The organism is Silvimonas amylolytica (assembly GCF_014645555.1).
Lineage (GTDB): Bacteria > Pseudomonadota > Gammaproteobacteria > Burkholderiales > Chitinibacteraceae > Silvimonas > Silvimonas amylolytica.
Genome location: NZ_BMLY01000001.1, coordinates 121,455 through 140,146, shown reverse-complemented (window position 1 = coordinate 140,146; position 18,692 = coordinate 121,455). Strand labels below are relative to the sequence as shown.

General features: G+C 55.7%; 18 protein-coding genes. 15 read left to right on the top strand and 3 right to left on the bottom strand.

What is annotated here, in order from left to right; genetic code table 11:
* Nucleotides 1–26: 26 nt before the first annotated feature.
* The 13 genes from flgA to IEX44_RS00595 all read left to right on the top strand — a co-directional run bounded on the left by flgA (nt 27) and on the right by IEX44_RS00595 (nt 14,388).
* Nucleotides 27–710, top strand: a complete 684-nt coding sequence (gene flgA, locus IEX44_RS00655) for a flagellar basal body P-ring formation chaperone FlgA (protein WP_188687686.1) — start codon at nt 27–29, stop codon at nt 708–710.
* A 100-nt stretch (nt 711–810) separates the two neighbouring features.
* On the top strand, nt 811–1,731 hold the full coding sequence (locus tag IEX44_RS00650) for a bifunctional riboflavin kinase/FAD synthetase (protein WP_188687684.1): 921 nt from the start codon (nt 811–813) through the stop codon (nt 1,729–1,731).
* 104 nt (nt 1,732–1,835) lie between these two features.
* Nucleotides 1,836–4,703 carry an isoleucine--tRNA ligase gene (ileS, locus tag IEX44_RS00645; RefSeq protein ID WP_188687682.1) on the top strand — a complete coding sequence of 956 codons (2,868 nt, stop codon included), beginning with the start codon at nt 1,836–1,838 and terminating at the stop codon, nt 4,701–4,703.
* Nucleotides 4,696–5,175 carry a signal peptidase II gene (lspA, locus tag IEX44_RS00640; RefSeq protein ID WP_188687680.1) on the top strand — a complete coding sequence of 160 codons (480 nt, stop codon included), beginning with the start codon at nt 4,696–4,698 and terminating at the stop codon, nt 5,173–5,175. The genes ileS and lspA overlap by 8 nt, the downstream gene beginning before the upstream one ends.
* A 2-nt stretch (nt 5,176–5,177) precedes the next feature.
* Nucleotides 5,178–6,101, top strand: coding sequence for a 4-hydroxy-3-methylbut-2-enyl diphosphate reductase (gene ispH, locus IEX44_RS00635; protein ID WP_188687678.1), 924 nt, complete (start codon nt 5,178–5,180; stop codon nt 6,099–6,101).
* A 134-nt stretch (nt 6,102–6,235) separates the two neighbouring features.
* Nucleotides 6,236–8,704 (top strand): heavy metal translocating P-type ATPase, encoded by a 2,469-nt coding sequence (locus IEX44_RS00630; RefSeq protein ID WP_188687676.1) that lies wholly within the window; start codon nt 6,236–6,238, stop codon nt 8,702–8,704.
* Nucleotides 8,704–8,898, top strand: coding sequence for a cbb3-type cytochrome oxidase assembly protein CcoS (gene ccoS / locus IEX44_RS00625; RefSeq protein ID WP_188687674.1), 195 nt, complete (start codon nt 8,704–8,706; stop codon nt 8,896–8,898). The genes IEX44_RS00630 and ccoS overlap by 1 nt, the downstream gene beginning before the upstream one ends.
* 196 nt (nt 8,899–9,094) lie before the next feature.
* Nucleotides 9,095–10,516 carry a cytochrome-c oxidase, cbb3-type subunit I gene (ccoN, locus tag IEX44_RS00620; RefSeq protein WP_188687672.1) on the top strand — a complete coding sequence of 474 codons (1,422 nt, stop codon included), beginning with the start codon at nt 9,095–9,097 and terminating at the stop codon, nt 10,514–10,516.
* Between the two features lie 24 nt (nt 10,517–10,540).
* Nucleotides 10,541–11,155: a cytochrome-c oxidase, cbb3-type subunit II gene (gene ccoO / locus IEX44_RS00615; protein WP_188687669.1), complete on the top strand. Its 615-nt coding sequence runs from the start codon at nt 10,541–10,543 to the stop codon at nt 11,153–11,155.
* 5 nt (nt 11,156–11,160) lie between these two features.
* Nucleotides 11,161–11,355: a cbb3-type cytochrome oxidase subunit 3 gene (locus IEX44_RS00610; RefSeq protein WP_188687667.1), complete on the top strand. Its 195-nt coding sequence runs from the start codon at nt 11,161–11,163 to the stop codon at nt 11,353–11,355.
* A complete protein-coding gene (gene ccoP, locus IEX44_RS00605) occupies nt 11,356–12,276 on the top strand; it encodes a cytochrome-c oxidase, cbb3-type subunit III (RefSeq protein WP_188687665.1) in 921 nt (306 codons plus the stop codon).
* 141 nt (nt 12,277–12,417) lie between these two features.
* Nucleotides 12,418–13,866, top strand: coding sequence for a cytochrome c oxidase accessory protein CcoG (gene ccoG, locus IEX44_RS00600; protein ID WP_188687663.1), 1,449 nt, complete (start codon nt 12,418–12,420; stop codon nt 13,864–13,866).
* A gap of 18 nt (nt 13,867–13,884) precedes the next feature.
* Complete coding sequence (locus IEX44_RS00595) at nt 13,885–14,388, top strand: FixH family protein (RefSeq protein ID WP_188687661.1); 504 nt, start codon at nt 13,885–13,887, stop codon at nt 14,386–14,388.
* Between the two features lie 66 nt (nt 14,389–14,454).
* On the opposite strand, the gene IEX44_RS00590 is transcribed toward IEX44_RS00595, so the two are convergent.
* The 3 genes from IEX44_RS00590 to IEX44_RS00580 all read right to left on the bottom strand — a co-directional run bounded on the left by IEX44_RS00590 (nt 14,455) and on the right by IEX44_RS00580 (nt 16,881).
* Entirely contained in the window at nt 14,455–14,997 is a 543-nt protein-coding gene (locus IEX44_RS00590; RefSeq protein ID WP_188687659.1) for a FixH family protein, read from the bottom strand.
* A gap of 10 nt (nt 14,998–15,007) precedes the next feature.
* Nucleotides 15,008–15,841 carry an undecaprenyl-diphosphate phosphatase gene (locus tag IEX44_RS00585; RefSeq protein WP_188687657.1) on the bottom strand — a complete coding sequence of 278 codons (834 nt, stop codon included), beginning with the start codon at nt 15,839–15,841 and terminating at the stop codon, nt 15,008–15,010.
* Between the two features lie 86 nt (nt 15,842–15,927).
* Nucleotides 15,928–16,881: a tRNA dihydrouridine synthase gene (locus tag IEX44_RS00580; RefSeq protein ID WP_229678671.1), complete on the bottom strand. Its 954-nt coding sequence runs from the start codon at nt 16,879–16,881 to the stop codon at nt 15,928–15,930.
* Between the two features lie 161 nt (nt 16,882–17,042).
* On the opposite strand from IEX44_RS00580, the gene IEX44_RS00575 reads away from it, so the two are divergent.
* A complete protein-coding gene (locus tag IEX44_RS00575) occupies nt 17,043–17,630 on the top strand; it encodes a LexA family protein (RefSeq protein WP_188690300.1) in 588 nt (195 codons plus the stop codon).
* Between the two features lie 210 nt (nt 17,631–17,840).
* Complete coding sequence (queF, locus tag IEX44_RS00570) at nt 17,841–18,668, top strand: NADPH-dependent 7-cyano-7-deazaguanine reductase QueF (RefSeq protein ID WP_188687655.1); 828 nt, start codon at nt 17,841–17,843, stop codon at nt 18,666–18,668.
* The last annotated feature ends 24 nt before the right edge of the window (nt 18,669–18,692 follow it).

Sequence of the window (18,692 nt, the reverse complement as noted above, 5' to 3'; positions counted from 1 at the left end):
CGTATGTCGCACGCTATAATCGTGCGATGCGCACCCTACTGGTTATTCTCGGTTTTCTCGTGGCTGCGCCGGTCTTTGCCGGCGGACAAGTCGACCTTGCCACCATTCAGCGTACAGCCGCGTCATGGCTGGATCAGCAACTTTCCCAGTATCAGGGCCAGAGTAGTTACGTTTTTGGCAAGCTCGACAGTCGCTTGAGGCTTGATGCCTGTAACGCCATGGATGTCAAAGCGGCCCCGGGTTACCGGTTGGCTGGCAACAGCATGCTGCGCGTCACCTGCGTGGACGGGGCCATGTGGGCGATCAACCTGCCAGTCAAGATCAGTGTGCAGGCCACCTACTACGTCGCTGCCAAGCCACTTGCCGCTGGCCATGAGCTGGTTGATGGTGATCTGGCGCCACAGCAAGGTGATCTGGGGCAGTTGCCAGGCAGCGTCATTCTTGACCCATCCAGCGCGCTGGGGCGGACACTCTCCGCTGCTGTCGCTGCGGGCGCAGCAGTGCGTGCAGAGATGCTGCGCGCGCCGATTATTATTCAACAAGGGCAAAAAGTGCGCGTCCTCATTCGGGTTGGCGATATTGAGGTCAGCAATGACGGCTACGCCATGAACAACGCCAGTGAGGGTCAGAATGTGCGCGTGCGGGTTGGCACTTCAACCATCGTGCAAGGGATTGCCCGGCCCGACGGCTCAGTGCAAGTCACCGAATAAACGCAATTATTCTCTTTTCAGCCCGGTCATCTTCGCCCCGTCCTGACAAACAGGCTGCCAGGCGTTAAAATTGTCCGTTTTGAATGCCTTGCTGCGACCAATGCGCATAATCCGTGGCGTTAATGCTGCCGCCCTTCCACCAACCGCACTGACCATCGGTAATTTCGACGGGCTGCATCTGGGCCATCGCGCCATGCTGGCGGAACTGCGCCATGAAGCGGCCAGCCGCGGGTTGGCCAGCGCCCTGCTGACATTTGAGCCGCATCCGCGCGAGCTGTTTACGCCGCAAACTGCGCCGACACGGCTGACCAGTTTGCGCGAAAAGCTGGAAATCCTCGCAGCGGAAGGGTTGGACTACGTCATCCTGCAGCGATTTGATCGCAATTTTGCCGGCATTGAAGCCACTGCGTTTCGCGACAACGTCATTGCGCAACAATTGAACGCCCGCTTCTTGCTGATTGGCCACGATTTTCGCTTTGGCAAACAACGCGCGGGTGATTTTGAGTTGCTGCAGCAAAACCAGGCCCTGACCGTTCGCTCGATTGACGCAGTCATGCTGGATGATCAGCGCATTTCGTCCACCGCCGTGCGTGACGCACTGGCTGCTGGTGATATGGACCTGGCGGCACGCTTGCTGGGTCGCCCCTATTCGATCTCCGGCCGCGTCGTGGGCGGAGACAAACTGGGGCGTGAACTGGGTTTTCCGACTGCCAACATCCGTATCCGCCACAATCGCCCTCCGACTATGGGTATTTTTGTGGTCGAAATTGAAGGCCTTGAGCGCACCTACCAGGGTGTTGCCAGCCTCGGGGTGCGGCCGACGGTGAAAGGTGCTGGTGCTGCGCCGGTGCTGGAAGTGTTTATTTTTGATTTCAAACGCCAGATTTACGGCGAACATCTGCGTGTCAATTTTCTTGCCAAATTGCGCGACGAACTCAAATTCAACGGTCTGGAAGCATTGGTGACCCAGATACACAAGGATTGCGACGATGCACGCGCCTGGTTTGCCGCGCACCGTTGAGGCTGACGCCAACAACCCCATGTATTGATGTCAAAGCCTGACAGATCGACCCGATTTAGATATACAGATACCCATACCGCTACACGAGCCAGGACAGAGCAAACATGAGTGACAAGCCGTCGAACAAGTACCCCGTTAACCTGCTCGACACCCCGTTTCCGATGCGTGGCGATCTGGCCAAGCGCGAGCCGGGCTTTCTGAAGGCATGGCAGGATCAGCAGCTTTATCAAAAGCTGCGGGCCAAGGCCAAGGAACAGAATCGCCCCAAATTTATCCTGCATGATGGCCCGCCGTACGCCAATGCCAAGATCCACCTGGGTCACGCGGTCAACAAGATTCTGAAAGACATTATCGTCAAGTCGCGCTCACTTGCCGGTTTTGACGCGCCTTATGTGCCGGGTTGGGATTGTCACGGCCTGCCGATCGAACACCAGATTGAAAAACTGGCCAAGGGCGACAAGACCGCAATCAAGAACAATCCGGATATCCACGCGCGCATTGTGTCGTACCGCAAGGAACACGGTCTGGATGAAAAATCCTATGACCTGCCGCCTGCCTTTATCCGCGAACTGTGCCGCCAGTATGCCGCTGCGCAAATCGAAATCCAGAAGGCCGACTTTATCCGTCTGGGTGTAATGGGTGACTGGGAACACCCATACCGCACCATGGATTTCAAAACTGAAGCCGACATCGTTCGTACGCTGGGCAAAATCCACGCCAATGGTTACATGGTAAAGGGCCAGAAGCCGGTGCACTGGTGTGTCGATTGCGGTTCGGCGCTGGCTGAAGCTGAAGTTGAATACGAAGACAAAACGTCGCCAGCGATCGACGTCGCTTTCAAGGTCATCGACAGCGCTGCTGTCGCCAAGGCCTTTGATCTGTCGTCACTGAACGGTAAAGACGCGTACGCGGTGATCTGGACCACCACGCCATGGACGCTGCCCGCCAACCAGGCTGTCGCCGTTCACCCTGACCTGACCTACGACCTGTTCGACACCCCCAAGGGTCTGCTGATCCTCGTGCGCGAACTCGCAGAATCTGCGCTCAAGCGCTATGGCTTTGACGGCAGCAAGTCGCTTGGCCACGCCAAGGGTGCCGCACTGGAATACCTGGCACTCCAGCACCCGTTCTATGACCGTCAGGGCAAAATCATTCTGGGTGATCACGTCACGACCGACGCGGGCACGGGTCTTGTGCATACCGCGCCCGCGCATGGCCTGGAAGACTGGCAAGTTGGCCTGAAGTATGACCTGTCCAAAGACAATCCGGTCGGAGACGACGGTCGTTACAAGTCCAGCGTTGAACGTTTTGCCGCATTGACCGTATGGCAAGCCAATCCCCAAATCGTTGAATTACTAACCGAACTGGGCGCGTTGCTGGCCAACGAAAAACTGCTGCACAGCTACCCGCATTGCTGGCGTCACAAAACCCCTATCATCTTCCGCGCTACAGCCCAATGGTTTATCGCCATGGAAAAAGCCGGCGCAGATGGCAAGACCCTGCGTGAGAAAGCCAACGCCGCCGTTGAAGCCACCGAGTTCTTCCCGTCCTGGGGTCGTGCCCGCCTGGAATCCATGATCGGCAATCGCCCGGACTGGTGTATCTCGCGCCAGCGTAACTGGGGCGTGCCGATGACTTTCTTCGTGCACAAAGAAACCGGCGAACTGCATCCGAATTCGCTGGCCTTGCTGGAAGAAGCCGCGAAGCGCATTGAGAAAGAAGGCATCGAAGCCTGGTTCAAACTGGATGCCGCCGAACTACTGGGGGCCGAAGCCGAGCACTACAACAAGCTGCGCGACACACTGGATGTCTGGTTTGACTCGGGCTCGACCCACTATGCGGTGCTGCGCCAGCGTGAAGAACTGGCCTGGCCGGCCGATCTGTACCTGGAAGGCTCGGACCAGCATCGTGGCTGGTTCCAGTCCTCCCTGCTGACCGGTTGCGCTACCGAAGGCCGCGCGCCCTACAAGCAATTGCTGACCCACGGTTTCACGGTGGATGAGCATGGCCACAAGATGTCCAAGTCCAAGGGCAATGGCATCGAACCACAGGAAATCTTCAATACTCTGGGCGCAGACATGCTGCGCCTGTGGATCGCCAGCGCGGATTACTCCGGCGAAATGTCGCTGTCGCAAGAAATTCTCAAGCGTACATCCGATGCTTACCGTCGTATCCGTAACACACTGCGCTTCCTGCTGGCCAACATTTCTGACTTCAAGGCGGCCGATGCCGTCGCTATTGAAGATATGGTCGAACTGGACCGGTATGCACTGGTCCGCTATCAAGCTTTCCAGGAGCGTCTGACAGCGCTGTACGACCGTTACGAATTCCATTCTGCCGTGCAGGAAATCCACGGCTATTGCTCGGAAGAACTGGGTTCGTTCTACCTGGATGTCATCAAAGACCGTCTGTACACCATGAAGGCTGACAGCGCAGGACGTCGCTCCGCGCAAACAGCCATTTGGCACATTACCCAAGGTCTGGTGCGTGTTCTGGCGCCGATTCTGTCGTTTACAGCGCACGAAGTGTGGGAAACGCTTGGCAACGAGGAAAATGTTTTCTTCGCAACGTTGCACAATGCGCCGCTGTCGAGTGACGCTGCCGCACTGGAGCAACGCTTCGCGCTGATCCGCGAAGTACGCGCACAAGCGCAGAAAGAAATCGAAGTGCAACGTGCGGAAGGCAAACTGGGCTCGTCGCTGCAGGCCGAAGTCACCGTTACCGCCGCTGGCGATGTCTACGAAGCACTGAGCAGCCTCGGGGATGACCTGAAATTTGTGCTGATCGTATCCAGAGTGACGCTGCTGCAGGGTGAGGTCACGCAGATTGCGGTTGCCGCCTCAACCGAACAGAAGTGTGAGCGGTGCTGGCACTACACACCAACCGTCGGCAGCCATGCTGATCACCCGGGGCTTTGTGCACGTTGCGCAGACAACCTCTTTGGTGCCGGTGAGGTACGCCAGCATGCGTAAGTGGTTGATTGTTGCGGCGTTGGTCATCGTAGCAGACCAGATCACCAAGCTTCTGATTCAGTCGCATTTCCAGTTTGGCGAGATGTACACGCTGATTCCGGGTTGTTTTAGCCTGACGCTAACCTACAACCTGGGTGCTGCATTCTCGTTTCTGGCCAACGCGGGGGGCTGGCAACGTCACTTCTTTACTGTGCTGGCCCTGGTCGTGTCGGGCGTAATCATTTATACCTTGCGTCGACATCATCAGCAGGCGCGCTTTTCACTGGCGCTGGCGCTGATTCTGGGTGGCGCGCTGGGCAATGTCATCGACCGCGTTGCTTATGGTCATGTTGTCGATTTTATTCTTGTTTACTGGAAAAACTGGTACTACCCGGCGTTCAATGTGGCTGACTCGGCCATTTGCGTCGGGGCCGCGCTGTTGGTGATTGATTCGATCGCCCGCCCGCAGCACACCAGGGAGAAGACGCTGTGACCATGCAGATCATTTTGGCCAATCCGCGCGGGTTCTGTGCGGGCGTAGATCGCGCCATTGCCATCGTTGAGCGCGCGTTGGAGAAATACGGCGCGCCCATCTACGTTCGTCACGAAGTGGTTCACAACAAATACGTGATCGAAGACCTGAAAAAAAAGGGCGCGATCTTTGTTGAAGAACTGGAAGACGTGCCCGCCGGCAATACGGTAATTTTCTCTGCGCACGGGGTATCGCAAGCCGTCCGCAAAGAGGCGGAAACCCGCGGTTTGACTGTGTATGACGCGACCTGCCCGCTGGTTACCAAAGTTCACCTTGAGGTGAAGCGCCTACGCGAACAGGGCTTTGAGATCGTCATGATCGGCCACAAGGGACACCCGGAAGTCGAGGGCACCATGGGCCAGTCTGATGAAGGTGGCATGTACCTGGTGGAAGACCCGGAGGATGTGTTGGCTCTGCAGGTCCGCGCGCCAGAAAAACTGGCCTACGTCACGCAGACCACGCTCTCCGTTGATGACGCTCAAGTGGTCATCAATGCGCTGCGTACACGTTTTCCGGAAATTGTCGGCCCCAAGAAAGACGATATTTGCTATGCAACGCAAAACCGCCAGGATGCCGTCAAACAACTGGCACGAGATGTAGACGTACTGATCGTGGTCGGCTCGCCCAACAGCTCCAACAGCAACCGCCTGCGTGAAGTGGGCACGACACTGGGCATTTCGGCCTACATGGTTGATAACGAAACCGAGCTCAAGCAGGAGTGGTTTGCCAACAAGGCGCGCGTGGGCCTGACGGCGGGCGCTTCAGCACCGGAAATCCTGGTGCAGCAAGTGGTGCAACGCATCCAGCAATTCGGGGCTGAATCTGTCGTGCCCATGGATGGTCTGGAGGAAAACATCGTGTTTTCCTTACCCAAAGGGCTGGCTTAGGTCCTTTTTGCATCACCCTTTTAAAACGCCGCTTCTGCGGCGTTTTTATTTGATTTAAAACAAGAAAAACCCGGCGGCCAAATTTGTAAGAATTCGTGCAAGCACTACCCGCTGCCGCTACAATTGCAGCCACCATGAATGACATTGCCAGCGTGCCCTGCTTTCATTGCGGCGAGCCCGTTCCCCGCAATCTGAATTGCTCCGTGATGTATCGAGGCACCCCTCGCCAGGTATGTTGCGCGGGCTGCCAGGCCGTGACCACGAGCATCATCGAAGCTGGTCTGGCTGATTACTACGAGCAGCGCGAGCAACCTGCCGATCGCGCGCAACCTTTGCCTGCAGAAATGCAGGAGCGCCTGCGTTTGTATGACGATCCCGCCCTGCAGCAGGGCTTTGTCATTTCCGGGTCAAGTCATAGCCGTGAAGTTTCGCTGTTGATTGAAGGCATCACCTGTGCGGCCTGCGTCTGGCTCAACGAAAGGCAGATCGGCCGCGTACCGGGTGTGCTGGAAGTTTCCATCAATTACACCACGCACCGTGCCCGCGTCCGTTGGGATAACACCAAAGCTCAGCTTTCCAGCATCCTTAAAGCCGTCGCAGACATTGGCTATCACGCGCAGCCGTATGATCGTGCCCGCCAGGAGGTCGCTGCAGACAAAGCGCGCAAATCAGCCTTGTTCCGTCTTTGGGTGGCGGGTCTATCCATGATGCAGGTCATGATGTTTACCGTGCCGGTATACATCAACGGCATCCAGGACATTGCACCGCAGTGGCTTTCTCTGCTTCATTGGGCAGGATTCATGCTCACACTGCCGGTCGTACTGTATTCGGCGTGGCCCTTTTATGCTTCCAGCTGGCGCGACTTGCGGCGCGGGCGTGCGGGGATGGATTTGCCAGTCAGCCTGGGCATTCTGGCGGCATTTGCAGCCAGTACCTGGGCCATTATCGTCGGGCATGGCGATGTCTATTTTGACTCTGTCTCCATGTTCGTCTTTCTTTTGCTCGGCGGACGCTATCTGGAAGGTCGCGCGCGTCGCCGGGCGGGTGCTGCGCTTGATGACCTGGCTGGCATGCTCCCCGCCTTTGCTCACCGACAAAAAGCACCTGATTACACGCAACTTGAAGAGGTTGCCGTCATTCATCTGCGTCAGGACGATCGCCTGCTGGTGAAGGCGGGCGAAGTCATTCCCGTCGACGGTGTTGTATTGCATGGCCAGAGTAGTGTGAACGAGGCGCTACTGACTGGCGAGAGTTCGCCGGTCAGCAAGACTGTGCGTCATGAAGTTACGGCCGGCACGGTCAACCTGGACTCCCCGCTCATCATCAACACCACGCAAGCCGGCGAATCCACGCGTCTTGCCGGCATTGTGCGACTACTGGATGGCGCGTTGGCAGAGAAACCGCACATTGCCCGGTTGGCAGACAGGCTATCCGGTATTTTTGTGGCGATCCTGTTAGGCGTTGCCTTGCTCGCGTGGCTGTTCTGGCAATGGCAAGATCCACAGCACGCGCTATCTATCGCCATTGCAGTGCTGGTTATTTCCTGCCCCTGTGCACTTTCACTGGCAACCCCCGCGGCGCTAACCGCCGCAACCGGGCACCTTGCACAGCGTGGTTTGCTGGTGTCGCGAGGTCACACACTGGAAACGATGGCAAGTGTCACCGATATTGTGTTCGACAAGACTGGAACGCTTACCCAAGGACAACCACATCTCATTCATGGCACCGTGTGGCATGGCGACACTGCACGCGCCACTGGTATTGCCGCAGCGCTTGAAGCGCATTCCGAACACCCGTTGGCCCACGCACTGGCCCTTGATACTCCGTATGTTGCAACTGATGTTTCCAATCATGCTGGAGGCGGACTCACAGGTATGATCGATGGCACAGGCTATACCATCGGCAAACTTCAGTTCGTGGCCGCACACTGTGCCGCGCCCACCCCTGGTGTTCCTGCGGATGCGCCGGCCGGAACCCACATCTGGCTGGCCTGTGCAACCAAATGGATCGCCTGTTTTACTCTGGCCGATTCTGTGCGACCGGAGGCTGCAGCAACTATCAAGGCACTACAGCACCAAGGCTACGTCGTACACCTGCTCAGTGGAGATCATGAAGCCGCAGTGGCCGCCCTTGCTACAGCGCTTGGCGTCGATAGCCATATTGCAAGCGTTACTCCGGCAGGCAAACTCAAAGTCATGCAGCAACTGCAGCAATCTGGCAAAAAAGTGATGATGGTTGGTGACGGGGTTAATGACGCGCCTGTACTCGCGCTAGCCCATGTTTCCGTGGCCATGGGGTCTGGCGCAGATATCGCCCAGACCACTGGCGACGCAGTCTTGTACGACAGCAAGTTGACAGCCCTTCCCATGGCCTTGCTGCTCGCGCATAAAACACGAAAGGTGATCCGGCAAAATTTGTGGTGGGCACTGGGGTACAACATAGTCGCGCTGCCGCTCGCAGTCTGCGGCCTGGTAACCCCCTGGCTCGCCAGTCTTGGTATGGCCTTCAGTTCATTGCTGGTTGTGGGCAACGCCCTGCGACTTACCGCCCCTGGACATTTGAAACGCAACAAAAAAACCACTCCAGATCAAGGGACTGCCTGATGGAGAGTTTATATTTGCTGATCCCGCTTTCCGTATTACTGGTTTTTCTGATTGGTGCGCTATTCTGGTGGAGTATGCATAGCGGCCAATTTGACGACCTGGAAGGTCCGGCCCACAGAATTTTACAGGACGATGACTCAGCCAATACCTCATCGTCTCAAAACGGGGAAGAAAACCCGAAAACAACTGACTGACAGGTTACGGCGCGTTAAGATATGCCCGATCCCGTGGTGCAATTTGATTTGCATCAAAGCTGAGCAGCGGCTCGCCCGGCTAAATTCCCGACACAAGATTTATTCAGAATGCATACGGACTTGAGTCCGACCCCCGACCCCACGGGCATGCACGACAGATTTACTTTTGCTGTTTTGGAGCTTTCTCGGAGCGCTTATGGAAAACCAGGCCACATACAATTACAAAGTGGTGCGGCAGTTTGCCATCATGACCGTCGTGTGGGGTATTGTCGGCATGTTGGTGGGGGTGGTGATCGCGGCTCAGCTCGCATGGCCGGAACTCAACTTTGGTCCTTATTTTCACTTTGGGCGTTTACGTGCCCTGCATACCAACGGTGTAATTTTCGCCTTTGGTGGTAGTGGCCTGTTTGCAACGTCTTATTACGTGGTCCAGCGCACCTGTAATGTCCGGCTGATTAGCGACAAACTGGCTGCTTTTACTTTTTGGGGATGGCAGGTTGTCATCCTTTCAGTTGTTATCACCTACCCCCTCGGCATTACCTTTAACAAGGAATATGCCGAGATGGAATGGCCGATCAAGATTCTGATCGCCATCGTGTGGGTGACTTATGCCGTGGTTTTCTTTGGCACCATTGCCAAACGCAAGGTCAAGCATATTTACGTCGCCAACTGGTTTTATGGCGGCTTCATTCTGGCCGTGGCGCTATTGCATATCGTCAACAGCGCATTTATTCCGGTTAGCCTGTGGAAGTCTTATTCGGTCTACGCGGGTGCAGTCGACGCGATGGTGCAGTGGTGGTACGGCCACAACGCGGTGGGCTTTTTCCTCACGGCTGGCTTTCTGGGGATGATGTACTACTTCGTCCCCAAACAGGCCGGTCGCCCGATCTATTCGTACCGCCTTTCCGTCGTGCACTTCTGGGCTCTGATTTTCACATACATGTGGGCGGGCCCTCATCACCTGCATTACACGGCACTGCCAGACTGGACTCAGTCTTTGGGTATGATCTTCTCACTGATTCTGTTGGCGCCAAGCTGGGGTGGCATGATCAACGGCATCATGACCCTGTCAGGTGCCTGGCATAAACTGCGCACCGATCCGATCCTGAAATTCCTGATTACCGCGCTGTCCTTCTACGGCATGTCTACGTTTGAAGGCCCAATGATGGCCATCAAGACGGTAAACGCGCTTTCGCATTACACCGACTGGACCATTGGTCACGTTCACTCTGGCGCGCTGGGCTGGGTGGCCATGATCACCATTGGTTCCACTTACTACCTGATTCCCCGCCTCTTTAACCGTGAACAGATGTGGTCCATCAAACTCATTGAGGCCCATTTCTGGATCGCCACACTCGGCACCGTGCTTTACATCGCTTCCATGTGGATTGCCGGGGTAACAGAGGGCCTGATGTGGCGAGCGGTAAATCCTGATGGCACGTTGACTTACGCGTTTATTGACGCGGTAAAAGCAACGCATCCGTATTACATCATCCGTTTCCTGGGTGGTGTGCTGTTCCTCTCCGGCATGGTGCTGATGCTTTACAACACGCTGCGCACGGCGGCTTCCGGCTCACCGGTAAACGCGCAAATTCCTGCAGTACCTGCGCACGCCTGACCTGCCAAGACGGAGAAAACAGATATGGATAAAATTCAGAAACTGATTGAAGAAAACGTCTTCTGGCTGATTTTGCTAACCATTCTCACCGTCAGCGTGGCCATGATGGTGGAAATCCTGCCCTTGGCGTTTGCCAAGTCTACGACCGAGCCAATTGAAGGCGTAAAACCCTATACGGCCCTGCAACTGGCCGGTCGTGACATCTACCTGCGCGAAGGCTGTTACAACTGCCACTCGCAGATGATCCGCCCATTTCGCGCCGAAACCGAGCGCTACGGCCATTACTCAGTGGCCGGTGAATCCGTCTACGACCATCCCTTCCTGTGGGGTTCCAAGCGTACCGGGCCAGACCTGGCCCGTGTCGGCGGACGTTACTCGGATGAATGGCATCGAGCCCACTTGATGAATCCGCGTGATGTTGTTCCGGAGTCCATCATGCCTTCATTCCCGTGGTTGGCTGCCAATCGTGTGGACGGGGACAGCCTGCCTGCAAAAATGCGTGCCCTGCGCAAGGTAGGTGTGCCCTATACCGACCAGGAAATCGCCACCGCGACCAAGGATGTAGAAGGCAAATCTGAAATGGAAGCCGTGATCGCCTACCTGCAAAGCCTGGGTCTGGCTTTGAAGAACAAGAGGTAAGACATATGGATTGGCAGGATTTATTGCGCATCGGCGTCACCGTGCTGGGATTTTTGTGCTTTGTCGCGCTCATCGTCTGGGCCTTCAGCAAAAACACCAAGGCGGAGATGGAGGAAGCGGGCCGCGCGCCCCTTCTGGACGATGACCTGCCTCCGTCGTCGTCCGGACAAAACAAGACAGCTTACCGCGCGGAGTCATAAATGAATGATTTCTACAGCAGTTTCTGGGGCGTTTACATTACCGTAATCGTCATCGTCTCTCTGATTGGTCTTGCCTTCCTGCTCAAGAGTCAGAGTGTGGTCAAGGTCAAAAAAGGTGAAAAAGTTGAGACGCTCGGTCACGTGTGGGATGGTGACCTGCAGGAGTACAACAATCCGCTGCCAGGTTGGTGGGTGGGCCTGTTTGTACTGACACTGGTTTTTGCTGTGGGCTACCTTGCGCTCTACCCGGGCATTGCCATTGGTAATTTGCGTAACTGGAGTTCGGCCGGGCAATACAAGCAAGAGACCGCTCAGGCCGACGCCAAGTACGGCCCGCTGTACGATCAGTTCCTCAAAATGCCGATTGAACAAGTTGCGCAGAATCCGCAAGCCCAGGAAATTGGCAAGCGATTATTTCTGACCTATTGCCTGCAGTGCCACGGTGCAGATGCACGCGGTGCCAAAGGATTTCCGAATCTGGTTCATCACGACTGGATGTATGGCGGCACGCCGGATCGCATTGTGCAAACCATCAGCAACGGCCGCCATGGTCAGATGCCGGCCTTTGGCGCTGCGTTTGGTGAAGAAAAAGTACGTGATGTGGCCAACTACGTACTGAAAATTTCTGGCAACCGGTTTGATGACGAGCGCGCCGGGCGTGGAGAGGCGACATTCAAACAGGTCTGTGCCGCCTGTCATGGCCCCGATGGGCACGGCAACATTGATGTCGGCGCCCCTAACCTGACCCACCCTAGCGGGGTATGGCTTTACGGTAAGTCAGAGACCACCATTATTGAGACCGTCACCAACGGCCGCAACAACCAGATGCCGGCCTGGAAAGATTTCCTCGGTGACGCCAAAGTGCATGTACTGGCCGGTTACGTGTATGGCTTGTCGCATAACGCTCAGAACGCCCAGTAAGCCTGGCAAGACGAACTCTTTCATCTACTGGCGGCAATACAACACGGGCGGACATTCCGCCCGTGTTTGTTTCAACCCTCTACCGGGAAGCCTGATTGGGCCACACCAGGCCGCATGGGGCTGCAACAGGAATTTGCGATCATGAGCAAGAAGCTGCAAGACATTCCCGTCACTGTCGTAGAAGTCAACGATCAAGGCGAATACGAAGAGATAAGCCTGTACGCCAAACACAAAAAGATTTATCCACGGTGGGTCAATGGGCTCTACAACAAGTGGCGCATCTTCTTTGTCTTCGCCACGCAACTGTTCTTCTATGGCATGCCCTGGCTCAACCTGAATGACCGGCAGGCACTTCTGTTTGATCTGGCAAACCGCAAGTTCTTCATTTTCAATCTGGTTTTCTTGCCCCAGGACTTCATCTACCTCACCGCCCTGCTGGTTTTATGTGCTTTTGGCTTGTTTGCATGGACCACGATCGGCGGCCGACTGTGGTGCGGTTATTCCTGTCCGCAAACCGTCTACACGGAAATCTTCTTGTGGATCGAAAAATGGGTGGAAGGCGATCGCATGGCGCGGATCAAGCTTGATAGCGGGCCAGTTACGGCCCGCAAGTTCAGGCTCAAGGCTACCAAGCATGCGCTCTGGATTGGCTTTGCTTTGTGGACGGGCTTTACTTTTGTCGGGTACTTCAGCCCAATCCGCGATCTATGGCATGAGACCATTACATGGACTCTTGGTCCGCTGGAGGCATTCTGGGTACTGTTTTACGGCTTTGCCACCTACGGCAATGCCGGCTGGCTGCGCGAACAGGTATGCAAATACATGTGTCCATATGCCCGTTTCCAGAGTGCGATGTTTGATGCCGATACCCTGGTTGTGTCATACGACCCTGAGCGCGGCGAACCACGCGGCAGTCGCAAGAAAGGAGCGGATTACAAGGCGGATGGCCTGGGCGACTGCATTGACTGCAAGATGTGCGTGCAGGTCTGTCCAGTCGGGATTGATATCCGTGACGGGCTTCAATATGAATGCATCGGATGCGCTGCGTGTATTGATGCGTGTGACGAAGTCATGGACAAGATGAGTTACCCACGTGGCTTGATCCGGTACACAACAGAAAATGCACTCAATCATGTTTATCCAGAGTCCAGGTTCCTCTCGCGACTCAAGCGACCGCGCGTGCTGATGTATGGAGTGATTTTGCTGGTCGTGCTTGTCATTACGCTGATTTCGCTAGCTCGCCACCAACCGGTCAAGGTTAATATCGCTCGCGACCGGGTCGCGCTGGTTCGGGAAGCAGAAGACGGCATGCTGGAAAACAGCTACCGGCTACAGATCGAAAACGCCGATGAGAAAAATCATGTTTACACCATTCGTGCCGAAGGACTTGATGGCATCAAAGTGTTGGTGGATGGCGGAAATGCGGTCTCGGTCAGCGCGACCGGGCAGGAAGATGTAGGCGTACGTTTACATGTTGATGCGCACAACGCCAGCGCGGGTAGTCATCTTGTTTATTTCATCGTTACCGCCAAAGATGATCCGAAGATTGAAACTCGCGAAAAAGCGAGCTTCATCGGCCAGAACCCGTAACCATTGCGACTGAGTTCCATGCACGATCCGATTTTGTCTGAGAAAAAGCCATGGTATCGGCAACCGTGGGCCTGGTTCGTACTGTTGTTACCGCTTATTGCCATTGCTGGATGCATCAATCTGATCTGGCTGGCCGGTAAACATAACGATGGTGCAGTCGCCGACGACTACACCAAAACGGGAGATGAAGTAACGCGTCTGCAGGCGCGGGATCGCACCGCCACGAGGCTTGGGCTCACTGCGTTCGCAGAAATCAACGCGCGAGGCCTGGTCAAGGTCGTACCCAGTCAACCCGTGGCCGGACCGTTGCAATTCAGGCTTCTGCACCCAACCGTTGCGAATAACGACCAGGTTGTCGTATTGAGCGATGGGGGCGATCACGTTTGGCAAGGAGCGCTGCCCCACCCTCTCGGCGTCGTGCGCTGGGATATTGAGCTATCTGACAGCAAGGGCACGTGGCGATTAAGAGGGCAAATCAAGCCGGGGCAAACAGGTAGCCTCGTGCTACAGCCCTCGCCATAATGACCCTGTCCCGATAAAACAAAACCCCGTTATAGCGGGGTTTTGTTTTATCGGGCGCTGTTCACCTTAACGATCAGCAGGTGCGGCTGCAGGTGCGGCTGGCTGTATATGAACAACGTTGCCATTGTGCGCGTCCCACTCGCCCTCCATACGCCACAATTCTTCATTCTGAATGGTGACATGCCAACGAGAGGCTTTGGTTGGCTCAATATTGGCGATATAACCAGCCCCGTCGGTTTTGCTGAGCACGACATGCTGATCCAGTTTTTCCTGTGTGGGATGCGCCAGATCAAGCTGCAAAACCGGTGGTAGCGACTGATTTTTCGGGTTATCCAGAGTGAGTGTGACCTGCCCTTTGGCAACGTCAATACTCAATCTGCCATCCAGCCCAAGTGCCTTGGCCTTTTCGTCCTCATGCATGCGCTGATTCACGGTCAGCCCGGCTTGATAATAGTTTTGCGTGACCAGATCATCCTGACGGGAAAACGCCAGATATACACAAAACAAGCTACCGACCACTACGCAAGCCGGCCCCAATGCCACCAGCCACGGACCAGGTTCGCGATACCACGGTTTTCGTTGCTGAACCTCTTGGGGGAGCCGAGCCATTGCGCACTCCTTATGCGAATTTAACCGCCAAACCTAAAACACCCAGTGCGATACAGTACCAGCCAAACGGGCTCAGTGCCTTGACTTCATGCATCTTGAAATAACGCATCAAAGCCCAGGTGCTAATGTACGCGCAGACACCCGCAATCAGGCCGCAAAGCGCCATCTGCGCAAAAGGCAGCGGACCAGTCTCATGCATGGCTTTAGGCACCTCCAGGACACTGGCAGCAAGAATGATCGGTGTGGCTAGCAAGAACGAAAAACGCGCGGCTGCTTCGTACGACAGCCCTTGCGACAAACCGCCCAGCAAAGTGCTGCCCGAGCGCGAAATTCCCGGCACGAGCGCAAGGCTTTGGGCCACACCGACCTTCAGCGCCCCCATAAAAGAGAGATCTTCCAGTTTTCGACCACCCCGGCTGCGTTTCACCGCCCGTTCACCCACGATCAGCATGATGCCGTTGATCACCAGTACGGCCAGGACAATCGTGGTGCTACCAAAAAGCAGCTTGATTTTTTTTTCAAGCAGCAGGCCCAGCAAACCCGCCGGGATGGTGCCAACGATCATGAGCCACATCGGCCGCGCCAGTGCGTTATTGGGATTGCAACCACCACGGAAAAAGTCGCGAAAGAGTTCAATCCAGTCTTTGCGAAAATAGGCTAGCAACGCCAGCGCCGTGCCCAGATGGAGCATGACCATGAAAGGCAGAAATTGCTCGCTACGCGTATCCATTTGCCAGTGCAGCAAATCTGGTACGACAACGCCATGCCCAAGACTGCTGACGGGGAACAGTTCGCTCACCCCTTGCATGATTGCGAACAAAATACTTTCGAGCTGCAGCCCCATCGAGGCGTCTCCTGTTAATCAAACAAACCGATAGTCAAAATAAAGGCCGGATCAGGCCGGCCTTTGAACGCGTTTGTCGCCCCGTATCAGGCGATGGCAGTTTCTGCCTGTTGCATTGAGTCAAGCATCAAGGCGATCAAATCCCTTGCGTCTGGCAAGGCCCGCCCTTCAATGAACACGGCCTCGGCCTGCGGATACTGGCGCCGCATATAGCCCAGCCACTGCTTGACCCGACCGCCCTGGTATTTTGGCAGGATTCGTGTTTCAACGTTATGCCAGAACACACGGACAAGCGGAGCGAGTTCATGCCAGGCCAGGCCAGGCCGGCCCAACGCTTCCAGCGCCAGACCCGGATTGGCAACCATGCCTCGACCAATCATGACATCTTCGCAGCCAGATACTTCACGGCAGCGATGAAAATCTGCAGCGGTCCACACTTCACCATTGGCAATCACCGGAATGCGTAACGCTTCTCGGATCGCGGGCAGTTTTTCCCAATAGGCAGGAGGACGGTAACCATCGGTTTTGGTTCTGGCGTGCACAACCAGTTCTGCCGAACCGCCATCTTCCATGGCGTGCGCGCATTCCAGCGTCAGGCTCTGATCTTCATATCCCAAACGCATCTTGGTGGTCACCGGAATATGCGCAGGCACCGCCTGCCGGACCGCCCGCACCACGTCATGAATCACCTCCGGGGTCTTGAGCAGTAACGCGCCACCACCATGCCGGTTGACGGTTTTGGCAGGACACCCAAAGTTGAGGTCGATGCCAGGGGGATTGAGCGATGCCAGGCGTTCGGCGTTTTCTGCCATACAAACCGGATCGGAGCCCAGTAGTTGTACGCGGACCGGGACACCACCCGGCGTTTTCCCGCCGTTAAGCAATTCTGGCACTGAGCGATAAAAACTGCGCTTGGGGAGCAGGCTGCCAGAGATGCGGATGAACTCACTCACGCACACGTCCACCCCGCTCGAGCGAGTCAGTACATCGCGCAACACATGATCAAGCAGCCCCTCCATCGGGGCTAGATAGATACGCAAAACAGATCCAGCCAGAAAATCGATAACCTGTGATTGTACCGTGCCGGCTTTACTTTGCTGTGTATTGGTTGATGCGCGGAGTCGTCACTCAGGCACATCTTATTTGACACAGAACGTTCGTTCACATAACCTTTAGAGAACGAATGTTCTGTGAGCGCATCATGGGCAACCCGAATCGCGATAACGAGTACCTCGGCAAGCTGCAAGACTATTACGCCGATTACCGCAGCCTGCCTTCTTATGCCGTTATTGGCGAGATGCTGGGCATGGCATCCAAATCTGCCGTCTCTGCACTGGTCAAGCGCCTGATGCTGGCCGGCTTTATTGAAATGACGCCAGACAAACGTCTCGCGCCGACCAAGCGTTTTTTCGAGCGAGAGCTGGCAGATTTCCCTGTGCCCGCTGGCTTGCCCGCCGCCGCCAACGATGCGATGAGCGAAGCCCTTTCGATCGACGACTACCTGATCAACCGCCCCTCAGCGACCATCACGATTCGTGTACGGGGTGAGTCCATGATTGAAGCTGGCATTCATGATGGCGATGTCGCGATCGTTGAAAAACGCCCGGCAGCCCGTGTGGGCGATATCGTGGTGGCCATTATTGATGGTGAATACACACTCAAGGAATTAGGGCGCGACAAGCAGGGCTTTTTGCTGTTGCCGCGCAATCCGGAATTCCAGCCCATTCGCCCGCGTGAAGGACTGGAAATCTACGGCGTGCTGGTTGGGTTGGTGCGCAAGTACCGCTGAACATCAGATTTTGTCGCAAAACAAAACCCCGGTTAACCCGGGGTTTTGTTTTGTTTTTTCCTCATTCTTGCAGCGCTGGCTGTCCGGTCGTACTTTGCCGCACAATACTGGTGATACACCACCGGGCTTGAATGTGCGCGCAACGGGCGCATCTACCTCGTCTATCTTGCGTCGCCCTTCCCGGCCGGCCTGAACTTATCGGACAAGTGCATGAGCGAAGCTGAATTTTCGCCGCTTGGCAAAGCGGTCAGTTACAAAACCGAATACGACCCAACGTTGTTGTTCCCAATCCCGCGCCAAGGCAAGCGTGATGAGATTGGCGTGGGCGCCAGCCTGCCATTTATGGGCATGGATATCTGGAACGCCTACGAGTTGAGCTGGCTCAATAGTCGTGGCAAACCGGAGGTGGCGATCGCCACCTTCCTGATTCCGGCAGAGAGCCCAAATATCGTTGAATCCAAATCCTTCAAGCTCTATCTGAATAGCTTCAACCAGACCAGACTGGCCGGTTTTGATGCCTTGCAGTCCCTGTTGCAAGCGGATTTGAGTGCGGCAACCGGTGCGCCGGTTATCGTGCAGTTGTTCGAGCCGACTGCTTTTGCGGCACAGAAAATGGGCGACTTGAAGGGTTATTGCATCGACAATCTGGATCTGGAAATCGACCAGTATGAGCCCACACCGGGTCTGCTGAAGTGCGACGAATCAGAGAGCCCTGTCGACGAGACGCTCACGTCCAATCTTTTGAAGTCCAATTGTCTGGTAACCGGTCAGCCTGATTGGGCCAGTGTGCAGATTCAGTATGTTGGCCCGCCCATCAATCGGGAAAGCCTGCTGCGTTATCTGGTGTCATTTCGCAATCACAATGAGTTTCATGAGCAATGTGTAGAGCGCATCTTTGTGGACATCATGCGTGAGTGCAAGCCCATGAAACTGGCGGTCTACGCACGCTATACGCGACGCGGCGGCCTGGATATCAATCCGTATCGCTGTAATTTCAGCGGCCCTCAGCCGACCAATATCAGGACGGCCCGGCAATAAACCGGGCTGTTCGCAATAACACCA

What these genes read in the sequence shown, in the direction of transcription:
- flgA (WP_188687686.1), top strand. Translation starts at nt 27, where the DNA reads ATGCGCACCCTACTGGTTATTCTCGGTTTTCTCGTGGCTGCGCCGGTC.
- IEX44_RS00650 (WP_188687684.1), top strand. Translation starts at nt 811, where the DNA reads ATGCGCATAATCCGTGGCGTTAATGCTGCCGCCCTTCCACCAACCGCA.
- ileS (WP_188687682.1), top strand. Translation starts at nt 1,836, where the DNA reads ATGAGTGACAAGCCGTCGAACAAGTACCCCGTTAACCTGCTCGACACC.
- lspA (WP_188687680.1), top strand. Translation starts at nt 4,696, where the DNA reads ATGCGTAAGTGGTTGATTGTTGCGGCGTTGGTCATCGTAGCAGACCAG.
- ispH (WP_188687678.1), top strand. Translation starts at nt 5,178, where the DNA reads ATGCAGATCATTTTGGCCAATCCGCGCGGGTTCTGTGCGGGCGTAGAT.
- IEX44_RS00630 (WP_188687676.1), top strand. Translation starts at nt 6,236, where the DNA reads ATGAATGACATTGCCAGCGTGCCCTGCTTTCATTGCGGCGAGCCCGTT.
- ccoS (WP_188687674.1), top strand. Translation starts at nt 8,704, where the DNA reads ATGGAGAGTTTATATTTGCTGATCCCGCTTTCCGTATTACTGGTTTTT.
- ccoN (WP_188687672.1), top strand. Translation starts at nt 9,095, where the DNA reads ATGGAAAACCAGGCCACATACAATTACAAAGTGGTGCGGCAGTTTGCC.
- ccoO (WP_188687669.1), top strand. Translation starts at nt 10,541, where the DNA reads ATGGATAAAATTCAGAAACTGATTGAAGAAAACGTCTTCTGGCTGATT.
- IEX44_RS00610 (WP_188687667.1), top strand. Translation starts at nt 11,161, where the DNA reads ATGGATTGGCAGGATTTATTGCGCATCGGCGTCACCGTGCTGGGATTT.
- ccoP (WP_188687665.1), top strand. Translation starts at nt 11,356, where the DNA reads ATGAATGATTTCTACAGCAGTTTCTGGGGCGTTTACATTACCGTAATC.
- ccoG (WP_188687663.1), top strand. Translation starts at nt 12,418, where the DNA reads ATGAGCAAGAAGCTGCAAGACATTCCCGTCACTGTCGTAGAAGTCAAC.
- IEX44_RS00595 (WP_188687661.1), top strand. Translation starts at nt 13,885, where the DNA reads ATGCACGATCCGATTTTGTCTGAGAAAAAGCCATGGTATCGGCAACCG.
- IEX44_RS00590 (WP_188687659.1), bottom strand. Translation starts at nt 14,997, where the DNA reads ATGGCTCGGCTCCCCCAAGAGGTTCAGCAACGAAAACCGTGGTATCGC.
- IEX44_RS00585 (WP_188687657.1), bottom strand. Translation starts at nt 15,841, where the DNA reads ATGGGGCTGCAGCTCGAAAGTATTTTGTTCGCAATCATGCAAGGGGTG.
- IEX44_RS00575 (WP_188690300.1), top strand. Translation starts at nt 17,043, where the DNA reads ATGGGCAACCCGAATCGCGATAACGAGTACCTCGGCAAGCTGCAAGAC.
- queF (WP_188687655.1), top strand. Translation starts at nt 17,841, where the DNA reads ATGAGCGAAGCTGAATTTTCGCCGCTTGGCAAAGCGGTCAGTTACAAA.